This is a genomic window from Blastococcus sp. KM273129 (genome assembly GCF_021698995.1).
Lineage (GTDB): Bacteria > Actinomycetota > Actinomycetes > Mycobacteriales > Geodermatophilaceae > Blastococcus.
Window position 1 is genome coordinate 20,417 of the sequence record NZ_SSXB01000037.1, and the last position, 15,938, is coordinate 36,354.

19 protein-coding genes and 1 pseudogene are annotated in these 15,938 nt (G+C 69.7%); 14 read left to right on the forward strand and 6 right to left on the reverse strand.

Translation table 11 applies throughout. The features are described 5' to 3' along the window. Positions 1 to 69 precede the first annotated feature (69 nt). Positions 70 to 810: a c-type cytochrome biogenesis protein CcsB gene (gene ccsB / locus E9565_RS12145; RefSeq protein ID WP_236826451.1), complete on the reverse strand. Its 741-nt coding sequence runs from the start codon at positions 808 to 810 to the stop codon at positions 70 to 72. A 586-nt stretch (positions 811 to 1,396) separates the two neighbouring features. On the opposite strand from ccsB, the gene E9565_RS12150 reads away from it, so the two are divergent. The 5 genes from E9565_RS12150 to E9565_RS12170 all read left to right on the forward strand — a co-directional run bounded on the left by E9565_RS12150 (position 1,397) and on the right by E9565_RS12170 (position 4,934). Continuing rightward, on the forward strand, positions 1,397 to 2,041 hold the full coding sequence (locus tag E9565_RS12150) for a thioredoxin domain-containing protein (RefSeq protein WP_236826450.1): 645 nt from the start codon (positions 1,397 to 1,399) through the stop codon (positions 2,039 to 2,041). Beyond that, a complete protein-coding gene (locus tag E9565_RS12155; RefSeq protein WP_236833411.1) occupies positions 2,022 to 2,705 on the forward strand; it encodes a vitamin K epoxide reductase family protein in 684 nt (227 codons plus the stop codon). The genes E9565_RS12150 and E9565_RS12155 overlap by 20 nt, the downstream gene beginning before the upstream one ends. Before the next feature lie 154 nt (positions 2,706 to 2,859). Continuing rightward, complete coding sequence (locus E9565_RS12160; protein ID WP_236826448.1) at positions 2,860 to 3,303, forward strand: TlpA disulfide reductase family protein; 444 nt, start codon at positions 2,860 to 2,862, stop codon at positions 3,301 to 3,303. Next, entirely contained in the window at positions 3,300 to 4,136 is an 837-nt protein-coding gene (locus E9565_RS12165) for a cytochrome c biogenesis CcdA family protein (RefSeq protein ID WP_236826447.1), read from the forward strand. Before E9565_RS12160 ends, E9565_RS12165 begins: the two co-directional genes overlap by 4 nt. A gap of 195 nt (positions 4,137 to 4,331) precedes the next feature. Further along, positions 4,332 to 4,934: a M23 family metallopeptidase gene (locus tag E9565_RS12170; RefSeq protein ID WP_236826446.1), complete on the forward strand. Its 603-nt coding sequence runs from the start codon at positions 4,332 to 4,334 to the stop codon at positions 4,932 to 4,934. Between the two features lie 18 nt (positions 4,935 to 4,952). Here the strand turns inward: E9565_RS12170 and E9565_RS12175 are convergent, their stop codons facing one another. Continuing rightward, complete coding sequence (locus E9565_RS12175; protein WP_236835255.1) at positions 4,953 to 5,327, reverse strand: metalloprotease; 375 nt, start codon at positions 5,325 to 5,327, stop codon at positions 4,953 to 4,955. Between the two features lie 113 nt (positions 5,328 to 5,440). On the opposite strand from E9565_RS12175, the gene E9565_RS12180 reads away from it, so the two are divergent. The 6 genes from E9565_RS12180 (at position 5,441) to E9565_RS12205 (ending at position 9,769) form a co-directional block, all read left to right on the forward strand. After that, the gene (locus E9565_RS12180; RefSeq protein ID WP_236826444.1) at positions 5,441 to 6,097 is read left to right on the forward strand and encodes an SCO family protein; all 657 of its coding nucleotides are present in this window, start codon (positions 5,441 to 5,443) and stop codon (positions 6,095 to 6,097) included. 36 nt (positions 6,098 to 6,133) lie between these two features. Further along, positions 6,134 to 7,072: a cytochrome c oxidase assembly protein gene (locus E9565_RS12185; protein ID WP_236826443.1), complete on the forward strand. Its 939-nt coding sequence runs from the start codon at positions 6,134 to 6,136 to the stop codon at positions 7,070 to 7,072. A gap of 69 nt (positions 7,073 to 7,141) precedes the next feature. Then, entirely contained in the window at positions 7,142 to 7,471 is a 330-nt protein-coding gene (locus tag E9565_RS12190) for a helix-turn-helix transcriptional regulator (RefSeq protein ID WP_236826477.1), read from the forward strand. Next, positions 7,435 to 8,211 (forward strand): cation diffusion facilitator family transporter, encoded by a 777-nt coding sequence (locus E9565_RS12195; RefSeq protein ID WP_236826442.1) that lies wholly within the window; start codon positions 7,435 to 7,437, stop codon positions 8,209 to 8,211. Before E9565_RS12190 ends, E9565_RS12195 begins: the two co-directional genes overlap by 37 nt. Then, entirely contained in the window at positions 8,208 to 8,831 is a 624-nt protein-coding gene (locus tag E9565_RS12200) for an isoprenylcysteine carboxylmethyltransferase family protein (RefSeq protein WP_236826441.1), read from the forward strand. The genes E9565_RS12195 and E9565_RS12200 overlap by 4 nt, the downstream gene beginning before the upstream one ends. Next, a complete protein-coding gene (locus E9565_RS12205; protein ID WP_255714167.1) occupies positions 8,828 to 9,769 on the forward strand; it encodes a cation diffusion facilitator family transporter in 942 nt (313 codons plus the stop codon). Before E9565_RS12200 ends, E9565_RS12205 begins: the two co-directional genes overlap by 4 nt. A 42-nt stretch (positions 9,770 to 9,811) precedes the next feature. Here the strand turns inward: E9565_RS12205 and E9565_RS12210 are convergent, their stop codons facing one another. Genes E9565_RS12210 through E9565_RS12220 form a run of 3 tightly spaced genes read right to left on the reverse strand, consistent with a single transcriptional unit; the run spans position 9,812 to position 11,639 of the window. Beyond that, entirely contained in the window at positions 9,812 to 10,315 is a 504-nt protein-coding gene (locus tag E9565_RS12210; protein ID WP_236826439.1) for a cupredoxin domain-containing protein, read from the reverse strand. Beyond that, entirely contained in the window at positions 10,315 to 11,256 is a 942-nt protein-coding gene (locus tag E9565_RS12215; protein WP_236826438.1) for a M56 family metallopeptidase, read from the reverse strand. The genes E9565_RS12210 and E9565_RS12215 overlap by 1 nt, the downstream gene beginning before the upstream one ends. Further along, entirely contained in the window at positions 11,253 to 11,639 is a 387-nt protein-coding gene (locus E9565_RS12220; RefSeq protein ID WP_236826437.1) for a BlaI/MecI/CopY family transcriptional regulator, read from the reverse strand. The genes E9565_RS12215 and E9565_RS12220 overlap by 4 nt, the downstream gene beginning before the upstream one ends. 287 nt (positions 11,640 to 11,926) lie before the next feature. On the opposite strand from E9565_RS12220, the gene E9565_RS12225 reads away from it, so the two are divergent. Next, positions 11,927 to 13,018 carry a hypothetical protein gene (locus tag E9565_RS12225; protein WP_236826434.1) on the forward strand — a complete coding sequence of 364 codons (1,092 nt, stop codon included), beginning with the start codon at positions 11,927 to 11,929 and terminating at the stop codon, positions 13,016 to 13,018. Between the two features lie 25 nt (positions 13,019 to 13,043). Here E9565_RS12225 and efeB read toward each other — a convergent pair whose 3' ends face one another. Next, the gene (gene efeB / locus E9565_RS12230) at positions 13,044 to 14,372 is read right to left on the reverse strand and encodes an iron uptake transporter deferrochelatase/peroxidase subunit (RefSeq protein WP_255726009.1); all 1,329 of its coding nucleotides are present in this window, start codon (positions 14,370 to 14,372) and stop codon (positions 13,044 to 13,046) included. A 129-nt stretch (positions 14,373 to 14,501) separates the two neighbouring features. Between efeB and E9565_RS12235 the strand changes: the two genes are divergently transcribed. Next, positions 14,502 to 15,308, forward strand: coding sequence for a ZIP family metal transporter (locus E9565_RS12235; RefSeq protein ID WP_236835257.1), 807 nt, complete (start codon positions 14,502 to 14,504; stop codon positions 15,306 to 15,308). Between the two features lie 313 nt (positions 15,309 to 15,621). After that, a pseudogene (locus E9565_RS23560) lies at positions 15,622 to 15,744 on the forward strand (hypothetical protein); the annotation flags it as partial. Positions 15,745 to 15,938: the final 194 nt, after the last annotated feature.

Consider the following 15,938-nt stretch of genomic DNA (forward strand, 5'->3'; position numbering starts at 1 on the left):
TGCGCGGAGGAGCCATGCCGCGCACCCCGAGAGGATCGCTGTGCGCGTGCGCCCCGCCACCTCCGACGGTCAGGAGACCCCGCCGTAGGAGTGCAGCCCGGTCGAGACCAGGTTCACGAAGAGCAGGTTGAACACCAGACTGGCGAAGGCGACGAGGTTGACCCACGCCGCGGGCCGGCCACGCCACCCGGCGGTGGTACGAGCGTGGAGATAGGCGGCGTACAGGGCCCACGAGATGAACGCCCACGTCTCCTTGGGATCCCAGCCCCAGAACCGTCCCCAGGCACTCTCCGCCCAGATCGCCCCGGCGACCACCGCGAAGGTCCAGACCGGGAAGCCGAAGACCGCCGTGCGGTGGGCGACGCGGTCCAGCGCCTCCACCGTGGGCATCCGGCCCCACAGGCCGACGGGCAGCTCCTCACCTGCGTTCCGCGACCGTTCCCGGTGCGCCGCCACCAGGAGCAGAACGCTGGCCACGGCACTGACGATGAAGATGCCGAAGGAGAGGATCGCCGCCGACACGTGCACAGCGAGCCAGTCGGAGCGCAGCGCGGCGATCAGCGGCCCCGACTCGGCATAGAGGTACAGCCCGATCAGGACCAGGCCGAACACCACGGGACCGAGCACGAACAGCCCCAGCCCCCGCAGCACGGGAGCACGGAGCCCGAACACGAGGAAGGCGACGACGCCGGCCAAGAGGGCCGCCGTGCCGAACTTGTACATGTTCCCCCACGGCACACGGCCGGTAGCCAGGCTGCGCGCCACCAGCACGTCGGCATGGGCAAGAGCGCCGACGGCGGTCACGGCCATCCCGACCGGTCCACAGCGACGGCTCGGCGACTCGCCGTCGGCGGCCTGCGGCTCCGTTGGCTGCTCCGTACCTGCACCGGCGGAGACGAGCGCGGTCCTGCGAGGCGACGGTCGCCGCCCGAAGGCGGGGTCCGCCGCGAAGGCGAGCGCCGCGACGGCGTAGACAACGATCGAGACGGTGAACAGGGTGTCGGACAGCGTGGAGAGCTGCTCTGACGTTATGGGGAGCCTTCCTGACTCGTCGAACCCGGCACTCGGGGCAACCGGGTGGGAGAGGGAATGTGGAACGCCGCTGCCTTACGGCGATGCCGGGTCAGGCGTGCAAGGAGCGGGGTGTGAACCTCCGTCGGCATGTGCACCGTCTGCAGCGGCATCTGCCCACTTCGGCGCCGAACTCGGTGACCATGTCCTCGTCCGACTGGGCGCCACGCCCGTCGGTCATCCGCAGCGGCGGCGCCGGGCGTCTGTACCCTCTCCTAAACTTCGTCGTAGCAGGAGCGAAGCCCCGGCATGAAGGCGTGCGGGCCCCGGTTCATGCCCGTCACGTCCGACTGGCCTGACCGACACACCGAGGAGAAGCGCACCGGTGAGCAGGAATCTGAAGATCTCGGCAGCGCTCGTGGCGGTGTTCGTCCTGGCTGTCACCGTGCTCCTCGGACTGAACGACGACCGCAGCGCCGCCCCCGGTGCCACAGCCGACGCCGCGCTCGTCCGGGACGACAGCCATCGGCTCTCCACTGCCGAAGACGGCCGGGTGACCCTGGTGGAGTTCCTCGATTTCGAGTGCGAGAGCTGCCGGGCGGCCTATCCCTTCGTCGAGCAACTCCGGGAAAGGTACGAGGGCGAGGTCACCTTCGTCGCTCGCTACTTCCCCATGCCCGGTCACGCCAACGCCGAGAACGCCGCTGTTGCTGTCGAGGCCGCCGCTCAGCAGGGAGAGTTCGAGGCGATGTACCACCGAATGTACGAGACGCAGCCGGAATGGGGTGAGCGCCAGGACTCCCAAGCCGCGCTCTTCCGGACGTTCGCCGCAGACCTCGGCCTGGACATGGCCGCGTATGCCGCCGCGGTCGCCGACCCGGCCACCCTCGAGCGCGTTCTGCGGGACCGCGAGGACGGGCTGGCCCTGAGGGTCGAGGGCACCCCGACGTTCTTCCTCAACGGGGAGAAGCTCGAGGTGAGCTCGACGGACGAGTTCATCGAGCGCATCGATGCTGCCCTCGCCGGCTGAGAGGGTCGACGGCCGCTCTCCGGCTAAACCCCGGCGTACCTCCACGAGCCACGAGGGCCGGAACGGACCGGGTCCTGCGGACTGCACCACCACCGCCTGGCTGCTGTTGGTCGGGGGTCTGCTCGGCCTGGCAGCTTCCTTCGTCCTAGCTGTCGAGAAGTACGCCCTGCTCGCCGACCCCGGCTACGTGCCGACCTGCAGCCTGAATCCCGTCCTCAGCTGTGGGTCGGTGATGTCCAGTCCCCAAGCCGCCTTATTCGGCTTCCCCAACCCCCTCCTGGGTGTCGCAGGATTCCCCGTCGTCGTCGTGACCGGTGCGGTGCTGCTCTCCGGAGCACGGCTGCCCGGCTGGTTCTGGGGGGGACTGCAGCTGGGAGTCACGGGGGCCGTCGTCCTCGTGCACTGGCTGATCTTCAGCAGCATCTACCGCATCGGCGCTCTCTGCCCGTACTGCCTGGTCGTGTGGGCGGTGACGATTCCCGTCTTCTGGTACGTGACCTTGCGCAACCTCGCGGCCATCCACCTCCGGTCGCCTTCTTCCCTGGCCCGGGTGGTCGAGGCAGTGCGATCGGTACACGGCGTCGTGCTGACCGCTTGGTTCCTTCTGATCACTGCCGCCATCGCGCAGCAGTTCTGGCTGTACTGGAGCACCCTCGTTGACTGACAACCTGCGTCGCGCATCGTGGGCGTTGTGCGCCCTCGCGATCACGGTTGCCCTAGCGGGATGTTCGGGGAGCGGTGGCAGCAACGCCAGCACCGCCACGGAGTCGGCGACGTTCGACTTCACGGGCAGCACCCCCCTCGGGGAGGTCATCCCCGTGGAGTCCCGCCAGTTCGCGCCGGAGTTCGGCGGTGAGCTCCTCGACGGCACCGAGTTCCGGTCGACATCCCTTGCCGGGGACATCACGGTCATCAATTTCTGGGGCTCGTGGTGCGCTCCGTGCCGCGTCGAGACGCCGGAGTTCCAGGCGGTCTACGCGGATGTGGCCGACAGCGGCGTGCGCTTCCTCGGCGTGGACGTGAAGGACCAACGGCAACTGGCACAGGCCTTCGTGGAGTCGGTGGGCGCGGAGTATCCCTCCCTGTTCGACCCACGCGGCGAGGTGGCCCTGGCCTTCCGCGGGTTCCCCGCGAACGTCGTGCCGAGCACCATCCTGCTGGACCGGGCCGGCCGGGTGGCCGCCGTCTACGTCGCCGTCGTCCCGGAGGAGGACCTGCGGCGATCCCTCGACCTGCTCCTGTCCGAGGTGACCCCACGGTGAGCGGTCTCGGCGAGTCCTTCGCCGCAATCGTGAACGACGGCTCACTCCTCCTGGCTGTAGGCGTGGCCGCCCTGGTCGGGCTGATCAGCTTCGCATCACCGTGCGTGCTGCCGCTCGTCCCGGGCTATCTGGCCTACGTCGCCGGGTTGACCGGAGCCCAGTCTGCGACCCGCTCGCCGGAGGCCACGGGGAAAGCCGGTGACACCGGTGGCCGGCCAGCCACGGTCACCGTGGCGGCGACGGCCCAGCCGCGCCGTGTGATGCTGGGCGCGTTTCTGTTCGTCCTCGGCTTCACGGTCGTCTTCGTGTCGTTCGGCGCTCTCTTCGGCGGCCTGGGGCGCCTCCTCCTCGAGTGGACGCCCGTGCTCACCCGGGTTATGGGTGTCGTCACCATCCTGATGGGGGTGGCCTTTCTGGGGGGCCTGCCTTGGCTCCAGCGCGAACGGCGGATCACCCGGCGTCCACCGGCCGGTCTCGCCGGCGCCCCGGTACTCGGTGTTGTCTTCGGGCTCGGCTGGACTCCGTGCCTCGGCCCGACGCTCTCCGCGGTGAACACCCTGGCGTACACCGAGGCCTCGGCCATGCGCGGCGCCGTCCTGGGGTTGGCGTATTGCCTGGGCCTCGGCATCCCGTTCCTGCTGGTGGCACTGGGCGCCCGTTGGGCCCTGGACTTCTCGGCCTTCGCTCGCCGGCACGCGGCGACGGTGATGCGCCTGGGTGGCGTACTGCTGATCGCCCTCGGGGTCCTGCTGGTCACCGGCGGGTGGGACCACATCATGATCTGGCTGCGCGCCTGGTTGGCCACCACGGGCCTCGGCACGTCTGTCGTCTGACGCGACACGCCACTACTATGCCCCTTAGGTCACCGTCCGATCACGCTGTGCTCTGATGGGCGGGACGTTCGGCGCGACCCACGAGGACGAGCAGTGACACGACGGCAGCCCCGCCCTGTGCGGCCTCGGCTCTCCGAGTCGCCGCCGCTCCGCCAGCGGCGGCGACTCCTGCTCAGCAGCGTCGTCCTGGGTGCCGTGGCCGCCAGTCTCTGGGAGGGCGGCTGGGGTCTGCAGACCCCGATCGCCCATGCGCACGATGCCCCTGTGCAGCCGGTGCTCTCCGAGTACGGAACCGGCGACGTTCTGGCCGACGTCGACGCGCGACCACAGATCGCGGCAGCCGAGGTGGCAGCCCGCCGCGAGGAGCTGGCGGCCTCTCGGGCGGCACGGGAGGAGGCCGCACGACCGGACGCGGTCATGCCCGTCGAGGGTCGCATCACCAGTGGCTACGGCGCTCGATGGGGCACGACGCACTACGGCTTGGACATCGCCGCGCCCATGCTGACACCGGAGTACGCGGCGGCCGACGGCATCGTCCTGCGTGCCGGTGCCGCCAGCGGATTCGGTCTGGCGGTGTACATCCTGCACGACAACGGGGATGTGACCGTGTACGGCCACATGGAGAAGATCCTGGTCGAGGCAGGGCAGGAGGTGCGGGCCGGCGACACGATCGCGCTGTTGGGCAACCGGGGGCAGTCGACCGGCCCGCACCTGCACTTCGAGGTGTTCCAGGGCGGGCTCGACGGCCGCCGGGTCAGCCCATCGGCCTGGCTGCGCGAGCGTGGCGTCGCCATCTGAGGTTCGGCGCGGGTGAGCTCAGGAGCGGCGCTGCCGGAGCACCTTCTCGTTCAGCTCGGCCAGGTAGGTGTTGTACGCGGCGAGCTCGGGATCGCCCGTGGTGTCGATCCTCGGCGCCTGGTAGAGCGCCACGGCCTTGTGCGGCTCCCCGGCGTCCGGATCCCGCTCCACCTCGATGCGCATGAACCGGCTGTAGAACCACAGCCCCATCAGGCCGTAGACCGGCCACTGGAACGCATAGGACAGGTTCTGCGCATCCCAACCGCGGATCTCGGCGCGTTGCCACTGCCACCAGCCGAGCTGCAGCGTTGCCAGGAAGAGCAGCGCGACAACGAGGTGCATGAGCAGGTAGCCCGGCCGTAGCAGGCGGGACCACAACCGTTCGGGCTTCAACGAGGCAGCCGATGCACTCTCGGGTTCCCAACTCATGTCGGCGCCCTCTCATGTCGCTGGTGCTCGAGGTGGTGCGCCGATCGGCGCCCGAGCCCCGTGGCTAGACTACTAACGTGCTTAGGCGATCCTCCCTCCGGCGACCGCTCCCGGCGCTGACAGCTCTGGCCGTCGCCACGATGCTCGCCGGGTGCGGCAGCACGGGCCAGGAAGACCACGGCGGGAACCACGTGGCCGAGCTCTCGTCGGCGGCCGACGACGGGCCTTACGCCGGCCGGGAACTCGCCGATCCCCGCCCGCGACCGGACTTCACCCTCACCGCCCAGGACGGGGCCCGTTTCAACTTCGCCCAGGAGACCGGTGGAGAGCCCACGCTGCTGTTCTTCGGCTACGCGAACTGTCCCGACGTCTGCCCGACGACGATGGCCGACGTCGCTCTCGCGCTGCGCTCGGTTCCCGAGGACGTCGCAGCCCGCACCCAGGTCGTCTTCGTCACCACCGACCCGGCGCGGGACACGCCGGAGTTTCTCGGCGAGTACCTGGCGCGCTTCGACGCCGAGCTTCCCAACCGCTTCGTCGGCCTCACCGGCACCCAGGCCGAGGTGGAGGCGGCCCAGGTGGCGGCGGAGGTCTCTCTGGCCGAGGCGGACGGCACGATGCACGCCACCAGCCTCCTGCTCTACGGCGCGGACGACATGGCGCGCGTGATGTTCTCCGCCGGGGACACGTCCGACGAGATCGCCGACGACCTGACGACGGTGACCGACAGCTGACCTCCTCCGAGGACTGACGTCAAACGAGGCGCTCCGATGATGTGGATGCCCGAACACCCGCCGACCCTGCTCCGCCTGCTGACTCCCCAACTGGACGCCACCACGGTCTTTCCGGCCGTCGCGCTGCTGGTTCTGATCGTCTACCTGGCGGGAGTCCGGTCGCTGCGCCGCCGGCGCATGCCCTGGCCCTGGCACCGGACCGCGAGCTTCGTGTCCGGCATCCTGACCGTGGTGCTCGTGACGGCCACGCAGGTGATGGGCTACTCGATGGCCCTGTTCTCGGTCCACATGTTCCAGAAGATGGCCCTGAGCGTGGTGGCGGCGATGCTGCTCATGCTGGGCGCGCCGGTCAGCCTGGCCATCCGGACGCTGCCCCGCCGCGGTATCGGCGCCATGTGCCGAAAACTGTTGCTGGCAATCCTGCGGAGCCGGACGGCGCGTGTGCTGGCGCACCCGGTGGTCACCACGACGGTGTTCATCGGCAGCCTGTACGGCCTCTACTTCACCCCCCTGTTCGACCTGCTCATGCGCAGCTCCGCCGGGAACGTCGCCATGCTGTTGCTGTTCCTGGGCACCGGCATACTGGCCTTCGGCGGGGCCTTCGCCATCGGGCCGTGGCCCCACCGGGCCTCCCCCGGGATGCGGCTCATCGAACTCTCGGTGCCCGGGCCGCTGCATGCCTTCTTCGCGGTGGTCGTGATGATGGCCAGCGCACCGCTCGTGAAGACTTTCGCCCACCCGCCGGACGCCTGGAACGTCGACGCGATGACCGACCAACTCGCGGCGGGCAACATCGTCTGGGGCTTCGGCGAGTTCCCCACGATCCTCGCGACCGTCATCATCTACGTCCAGTGGGTGCGCTCGGAACAGCGCCGCACACCGGCGGCGGACCGTCGAGCCGAGGCGGAATTCGATGCCTACAACGCCCACCTGGCCCAGCTGGCAGCGCGGTCCTCGTCGGCTACCCGGCGATGAGTCCGGGGCATGAGTTCGGTTAGGTACAGCTTGCGGTGTATTCAGCCGTTCCTGTACAAAGGCGCCGTGATGCCCGTCCTCCATGCCGAGTCGCTCGCCCGCTTCGGCCACGCTTTGTCCGACCCCACACGCACCCGGCTGCTATTGGCCCTGCGCGAAGGGCCGGGCTACCCGTCGGAGCTCGCCGACCTGCTCGGAGTGAGCCGGCAGAGCCTTTCCAACCACCTGGCCTGTCTCCGCGGCTGCGGCCTGGTCGTGGCCGCGCCTGAAGGTCGCCGTTCCCGCTACGAGCTGGCCGACCAGCGCTTGGCGCACGCCCTCGGGGATCTGCTCGGCGTCGTCCTGGCCGTCGACCCGGAGGCATGCCCGGCCGCAGCCGAGGAGGACTGCTGCTCATGAGCACTCCCTTCCTGCCGCTGGCATCTGCCTCCGTCGTGGATGGCGCGTCCGCGGCCCGCCGCGCACTGCTCGCCCGGCGCATTCGCCTGTTCGTGGCCGCGACGATCACCTACAACGTGATCGAGGCGGTCGTCGCTCTGACCGCCGGGGTGCAGGCCTCGTCGTCGGCGCTGATCGGCTTCGGTCTCGATTCGGTGATCGAGGTGTCCTCGGCACTGGCCGTCGCCTGGCAGTTCGCCGGCCGCGACCCCGAGGCGCGGGAGCGAGTGGCGTTGAAGGTCATCGCCGTGTCCTTCTTCGCGCTGGCCGCGTTCGTCACCGTGGACGCCACCCGGACCCTGCTGGGGCCGAGTGAGGCCGAGCACTCGCCGGTCGGCCTGGTGCTCGCCGCGCTGAGCCTCCTCATCATGCCCGTGCTGTCGTACGCCCAGCGGCGGGCCGGCCGCGAGCTAGGCTCCGTCTCGGCCGTGGCCGACAGCAAGCAGACCCTCCTGTGCACCTATCTGTCCGCGGTCGTCCTCCTCGGACTGGCGCTCAACAGCCTCTTCGGGTGGGCGTGGGCCGACCCGATCGCTGCCCTCGTGATCGCCGTCGTCGCGGTGACGGAAGGGCGGGAGGCCTGGCGAGGTGACGCATGCTGCTCTCCCGCGGCGTCGCTGCGCGGCAGCCCGACTGGTGGCGAGGAGGCCTGCTCCTGCTCTCCGGGGTGCGACTGCTGCGCTTCCGGAGGGCCCTCATGAGCGTGGTGGCCCTGGCGCTGTACGTCCTTGGGCTGGTCGTGGTGTTCGGGGTTCGCACGTGGGTGCAGATCCGGCGGACCGGTTCTTCCGGTTTCCACGGCATCTCCGGGAGTCCGGGGTCGCTGCGCTGGTGGGCCGGTGTCCTGTTCGTGCTTGCCCTGGTCTCTGGCGCGGGCGCACTCGTCCTCGCGGCGACCGGTGTGGCACGAGCGCCCTTCGGGTCCATTCCCTCGTCCGTGGCGGCCGGCGGGCTGACCATCGCGGTGCTGGGCTTCTTCGGCGTCGTCGCCGCCCAGACCGGGATGGGCACGTCCTGGCGGATCGGCGTCGACGAGTCCGAGCGCACGGATCTGGTCACCGACGGACTGTTCCGCCGAGTGCGGAACCCCATCTTCACCGCGATGGTCATCGCGCAGGTGGGGCTGACCGTCGCGGTTCCCACCTGGTTGTCGGTCGCCGCGCTCGTCTGCCTGGTCACGGCCGTGGAGCTCCAGGTGCGTCTCATCGAGGAGCCGTACCTCCTGCAGGTGCACGGAGCCACCTACCGCGAGTACGCCGCGGACACCGGCCGGTTCTTGCCAGGAATCGGAGCCCTGTCGTCTCCGGCGGCGGCGCTATGAGCGGCGGCCATTCCCACGGACACAGCCATGGGCCCGGCAGTTCGAGCCCTACGGACCACCGCCGCCGGCTCGCGATCGTCCTGGTTCTGACGTCGACCGTCCTCGTCGCCGAAGTGATCGGCGCCGTCATCTCCGGCAGCCTGGCCCTGCTCGCCGACGCAGGGCACATGTTGACCGACACCGCCGGCCTGGTGATCGCGCTGATCGCCGCGACGCTCGCCGTGCGGCCCGCCACGGCGAAACGGACCTGGGGCTACCGTCGGGCGGAGGTCCTCGGGGCGACCCTGCAGGCGGCTGCCCTGCTGGCGGTCGGTACCTACGTCCTCATCGAAGGGATCCGCCGGCTGTTCGAGCCGCCGGAGATCGAGACCACCGCCGTCCTCGTCTTCGGGCTGGTCGGCCTGGTGGCCAACGTGATCGGGATCGTGATCCTGACCAGGGGCGGGCGCAGCGACAACGTCAACATGCGGGCCGCGTTCCTGGAGGTCCTCAACGACACCCTCGGGTCGGTGGCCGTCCTGGCGGCCGCCGGCGTCATCGCGTTGACCGGTTGGCAGCGGGCAGATGCCGTTGCGTCGCTGGTCATCGCCGTCCTGATCGTGCCGCGAACCGTGATACTGCTGCGGGAGACGGTGTCGGTACTCCTGGAGACGACGCCGCCCGGGCTGGACCTGGATGACGTCCGCCGCCACCTCCTGGCGGTGCCGCACGTGCTCGAGGTCCACGACCTGCACGCGTCCCAGATCACCAGCGGGCTCCCGGTGCTGTCCGCACACGTGGTCGTGGAGGACTCCTGCTTTCGGGACGGCCACGCGCCACAGATCCTCGACCAGCTGCAGGACTGCCTGACCGGACACTTCCCGGTCAGCGTGGACCACTCGACGTTCCAGCTCGAGAGCCCGGCACATGCCGCGCACGAGCTCGCCGCTCACCAGTGACGGAGCGGCAGCCCCGCCTACTCGATGACGACGAGCAGCCGTTCAGGCTGCGGTGACCGTCATGACGCCGATCTGCCCGAGGGCGACGTGGAAGGAGCACTCGTACTGGTAGTCGCCGGTCTGGTCCACGGCGAACTCGATCGTGTCGCTGTCCCCCGGCGCCACGATGGGGATCTCCTCGACGATCGGCGCAGGGCCGCCGTCGGGGGTGAAGCGGAAGTTGTGCGTGAGCTGCTCGGCCTGGCTGGCCAGTGTCAGCCGCACTCTGCCGGTGCTCACCGAGAAGGCCGCAGGGTAGAACTCGTAGTCGTCCCTGACGAGGACGGTAATCTGCTGTGTCCCGTCGGGAGCGACGGTGACGGTTCCCTGCGTGCCGCCGCCCGAACCGGATCCGGCATCGACCTCCTCGGCTGCGCCCCCGCACGCGCTGAGCACCGTCGCGCCGAGCCCTGCGACTCCGGCGATCAAGAAGCCGCGTCGAGCGAACTCCGCCGATTGGCTCAGCACCCGCGCGAAGTCGTCCGAGGATGGCGAGGTAGGAGCCATCAGATGTTGCACAGGTCGCTGAGCGCAGCGGAGAGAGCGGGATACCCGGCGATGAGCAACGGGACGACGGCGACCGCCAAGGCGCCGAAGGCACCGAGCCGGTAGCGCCATGGGGTCATCGGCGGCTCCGGCTGCAACAAGCGGGACACGCGGACCGCAGCAGCGTCCTGGGCCATGGCCAGCGCTGCGCTAGGCGCCTTCATCTCCACCAGGCTCACGATGGCCGAGGCCACACTCAGCCGGTCGACCCGCTGCACGGCGACATCGTCGGCGAGCAGTTCGATCAGCTTCCGGGTCTCCCGTGTCGCGACCTCGAACACGCGTACCCGCGGGAAGGCGCGGGCGAGGATCTGGGACAACGCCACCGCCAGGTTGTGCCGCCCCCGAAGGTGAGCTGCCTCGTGGGCCAGCACACCGTCGAGTTCCGTTGCGGTCAGCCGCTCCAGCGCGCCCCGGGTGACGACGATGCGACCAGCCCGCCCGGGAACGCAGAAGGCCGCCGCGGCCGGCGCCTCGAGGACCACCATCCCGGACTCGTCGTTCGGCTGAGCAATCAGGCTCAGCGACCGGTGGAGTCGTCGGCGATCGCGCCACCCACCCGCGAGGACACGCACGGCACAGACCGTGAGCCACGCGGGCAGTACCCCGGCGAGCACCGCGCCGAGAAGCCTGCCGGGGAGAAGGCCTGACGATCCGTAGGCGGTCGCGACGCTGACCGCGCAGGCATGCACGATCGCGCCCAGGTTCCCGGCGAGGGCCGTGATGGGGATCAGGAGGGTGACGCCCGCGAGGACGACTGCAAGAACCGTGCTGACGGTGAGGGCCTGCCAGGTGAAGATCGCCAGGCGGGGCGCCCGCCGAGTCCAGGCTGCAGAGGACAGACGTGGCCCGGCGAACAGAATCACCGCCGCGACACCGAGCAGGCTCAGAGTGGCCGTCATACGCCGTCGTCTCCGCCCCGACTCCTCGCCTTCCGAGCGGAGTCGACCGCAGAGCGGAGCTGAGCGACACTGTCGGCGTCCAGGTCGGCAACGAAGTGCATGAGCACTTCCTGGCGGTCTCCCGACTCCTCCAGAACATTCTGCAGCAACGCGGCCGCATGCTCGGCCCGCGTGCGAATCGGGCGGTAGAGCCAGGCGCGACCGCTCATCTCGCGAGTCAGCTGACCCTTGCGGTGGAGGTTGTCCATGACCGTCATGACCGTCGTGTACGCCAGCGTTCGGGATCCACTGAGGGATTCCAGGATCTCGCGGACGGTCGCCGGCTGACCCCGATCCCACAGATCCCGCATGATCGCCGCTTCGAGCTCTCCGAACGGTCGCACAGGGCCGCCTCTCCTCCATCACGCCGACGGCGCGGGCCGTCGCTTGCGACCCACTCCTCCACACCGAACAAGCGACGGTGTGCCAGATCGCATCTACTAGTCTAGGTGGTCCTTGACAGCTGCCCACGAGGTGCGCGGTACGGCAGGGACCAGCAGGTCCTTGCACCGGTCAACGCCGGCTGCCGACGATGTCGGTTGCCTGAGTGAACGGCGTGGCCGGACGCAAGACCGGCAGGGACGTCGTGTCCTGACCGAAGATGGGCTGACCGGGCGCCTACGGTGACCGAGTGCCGTCGCCGCGAAGCATGGGAGCCTGGGCTCTCCGGCTGTCGTCGGTCCTGCTGGCTTCCGTCATCCTCGTCCTCACGGTCGCGACGCCCGCGGGCGCGCACTCCGACCGCGGGGTGGCCGGGAGCAACTTCGCCGGCCAGGTGCTCAGGACGTCGGGTCCGATGCCTGCTGTGAGCCTGCGCGTCACCGAGTTCGGCGACAGCCTCGAACTCATGAACGGCTCCCCGGCCACCGTCACGGTCTTCGGGTACTCCGATGAGGAGTACCTGCGCATCGGCCCGGATGGGGTGTGGCGAAATGCCAACAGCCCGGCGACGTACCTGAACCTCGGCCGCGACGGCAACGTGGAGCTGCCGGCCCACGCCGATCCTCGCGCCGACCCGGACTGGCGTCAGGTGTCCACCCAACCCGAGTACTCCTGGCACGATCACCGCACTCACTGGATGCTCGACAGCCCCCCGCCCCAGGTGGTGGCCGACCCGGACTCCGAGCACACCATCATCGAATGGCAAGTGCCCGTCGCCTATGACGGTCGTCCCGTCACCGTGGACGGAGAGCTGACCTGGTCACCGCCACCGGCCAAGGGCCTCTGGTGGCCCCTTTATCTGCTCGTCGGACTGGCCGGAGCACTGGCCGGCTTCCTGGGCAAGAGCCCGCGACCGCTCGCGCTCCTGCTGGCGATCGTGACGGCGGCCGCGACCTGGCACCTGCTGGCGACACCACAACCGGGGCTGACTGCCGCCGACCGTGTCCTGGCGATGGGCGCCGCCTCGCTGCCCACGCTGGCGCTCATTGGCATCACGATCCTCGGTGTGCGGGCCGCTTTCCGCGGCAACGGACTGCTGGCCGGGATGCTCGCGGCGATTGCCGGATTCATGCACTTCGTCCAGGGGCTACCGGACATGGACGTCCTGTGGAGCGCCAACGTGATCACCGGTGGCCCCACCCCTCTGGCGAGAACGTCGGTGGCCCTGCTCATTTTCGGCGGCCTGGGTCTGATGCTCGGCTCCGTCGGTGCCGTCCGGCGGTTCCGCCCCGATCTGGCGGAGTCCGCTCCGGACACCCGGCAAGCCGTCGGGACGACCTGACGCAACTGCCCCCCGTCCGTCGACGTCAGCGAGTCGGCTCGAAGAGCCCTCGCCCCCACCAGTCGTTCCCATCGACCACCCCGGGCGGGCAGGCGAACACGGCCGTGGAGGTGTGCCGGATGAAGCGGTTGAGCGCGTCACCTGCGAGGTTGCGCTGGACCTGGACGAAGCCTGTCTCCGGGTTCCGCTGATAGGCGATGAAGAACAGGCCTGCGTCCAGGCGACCGTCCTCGTCCGTGCCGTCCACGAAGCTGTAGCCGCGCCGCAGCATCGCCGTTCCCGCGTTGGTCGGGTGAGAGAGGAAGACGTGCGAGTCGTGCGGGATGGCCGGCCGGCCATTCGTCTGCGTAGTGAAGTCCGTCGGGTCGAACTCACGGCGCTGGCCGAGTGGCGCACCGGCCTCCTTGGTCCGACCGATCACTGCCTCCTGCTGGGCGGTAGCGACGCCGTCCCAGTCCTCGATGAGCATGCGGATCCGGCGTGTGACGAGGTAGGACCCATCTAAGAGCCAGTCAGCATCGTCCTCACCCACCCAGACGAAGCGGTCGAGCGCCCGTCCGTTCTCCGCTTTCAGGTTGGCCGTGCCGTCCTTGAAGCCGAGGAGGTTGCGTGGGGTCTCCTGTGCCGCGCTGGTGGACGACGTCCGGCCGAAGCCCAGTTGCGTCCACCGCACCTTCACCACGCCGACCCCGAGCCGGACCAGGTTTCGCACGGCGTGGACAGCGACCTGGGGATCGTTGGCGCAGGCCTGGATGCAGAGATCGCCACCGCTGATGGCGGGCTGCAAGGCATCGCCGGGAAAGGACGGCATCTCGACCAGAGGTAGCGGCCGGTGCGCGGCCAACCCAAAACGATCCCTGCCGTCGGCCGTCTCGAACAGCGTCGGACCGAAACCGATGGTCAGCGTCAGGCTTGAGGCGGGCAGCCCCATGGCCTCGCCGGTGTCCCCCGGCCCGGACGGCCGTCCCGCCGTCAGCTCCCGGGCAGCCGTCGTCCAGGCGCGCAGCATGTCGGCCAGCGCCTCGCGGCTGTCCGTGACGACGTCGAACGCGACGAAGTGAAGCCGGTCCTGCGCCGGCGTGACGATGCCTGCCTGGTGGACGCCCGTGAAGTCGACAGCCGCGCTCGGGTCGCTCACCGGTGCCCCGGTGGCCTGGGCCGTGGAGGGGCTCGCGGTCGCTCGACCGACCACTCCCCCGATGGCGCCCGACGCCACGGCACCCGCAGCGCCCAGGCCGGCCAGTCCGAGGAGCCGGCGGCGGGATACGTGCGGCGGGGAGGGGGTGACGGCCTCGTGCTCGGGAGAACCACCGGCAACTGAGTGGGCCGGCGAGTGCGACGGAGTTTCGCTCATCACGGCCAGGCTACTACTGGCTGTAGGACCGGGGCGGGACGCTGGTGGCTGCTGCCCGGGCCGCGTCAACCTCCGACCCCGGTGGCCGGCACTGCTCCGCCCGAGAACGCTCCGCCGGCTCGGAACCCTGTGGGCGTCCCCGCAGGTGGCTGGCGCAACTCCGGTAGAACGCCGATCAGGCGGGAAAGGCCCTTCGGCATGTCCGAGTTCTTGCTCGTCCTCGGGTTCGCTGCGCTCCCGGCGGCCGGGAACTTCTTCGGCGGTGTGCTCGCGGAGGTCTTCCGCGTTTCCGAGCGCGCGTTGAGCCTCGCTCTGCACCTCGCCGCCGGCATCGTGCTGGCTGTCGTGGGCCTCGAGCTCATGCCCGAGGCCTTGGCAGCCGGCCTGCCGTGGGTCCCGCTGCTCGCCTTCGTCGTCGGCGGGGCGATCTTCATCGGGCTCGACCGGACGATCGGGTACGTGCAGGCCCGGATGGGTGGCGGTGGGGAAAAACAGTCAGGAGCCCTCGCCATCTTCTCGGGCGTGTCGATGGACCTCTTCAGCGACGGCGTGATGATCGGCACGGGCGCCGTGGTCAACCCGGCGCTCGGTCTCCTGCTGGCGGTCGGCCAGGTGCCGGCCGACGTGCCGGAGGGCTTCGCCGCCATCGCCACCCTGCGCAACGCCGGGATCAGCCGCAAGAAGCGGATCGCGATGGCGGCCGCCTTCGCCATTCCCATCCTGCTCGGTGCCACCATCGGCTACTGGGCGCTACGCGACGCTCCCGAGATCATCACCCTGTCCGTACTGGCCCTGACCGGCGGTGCCCTGACCGCGGTCGTGGTCGAGGAGATGATCGGCGAGGCTCACGAGGGTGAGACCTCACAGCTCGGTCCGGTGTTCCTCACCGCCGGCTTCGCCCTGTTCGGCGCCATCTCGGTCTATCTCGGCTCGTGACAACATCCGCCACCGCTGCTTGCGGGCGCCAGCGCCTGATCACCGTCCCGACAAGGAAGGCAACGCAGTACGGCCGGCTGGGGCCGCGGCCAGGGAGGAGCGACCGGTGAAGCGCTGGCTCATGCGGATTGCGATCGCGCTCGGAGTGACGATCGTGCTGCTGCTCGTCTACGGGGCCGCGGTGGAACCACGGTTCATCCTGGATGAGGAACGCTGGCGGGTGGCCCTGCCGGAACTGGGCGAGGAGTGGGCCGGCACTGACATCGCCGTCATGTCGGACCTGCAGATCGGCATGTGGTGGTCCAACGAAGGCATGGTGGAGAAGGCGGTCGGGGAGATCGTGGAGGACGAGCCTGACCTTGTGCTCCTCGGTGGGGATTTCCTCTACAGCAACGAGCCGGACGTCTCCACCCAGGTCGACCGCGTCGTGGAGCTCCTCGACCCGCTGGTCTCGGCGGATATCCCCACCTACGCCGTCCTGGGCAACCACGACTACGTCGTTGGCGCGGCCGATGAGCTCACCACCGCCCTCGAGGACGCCGTCGGCCGTCACCTGGACGTCGGTCTCGATGAAGCGGTAGCCGAGCTCCACGCAGGCCTCGAAGGCCGGCATGCTGTTCTCCAGGTGCT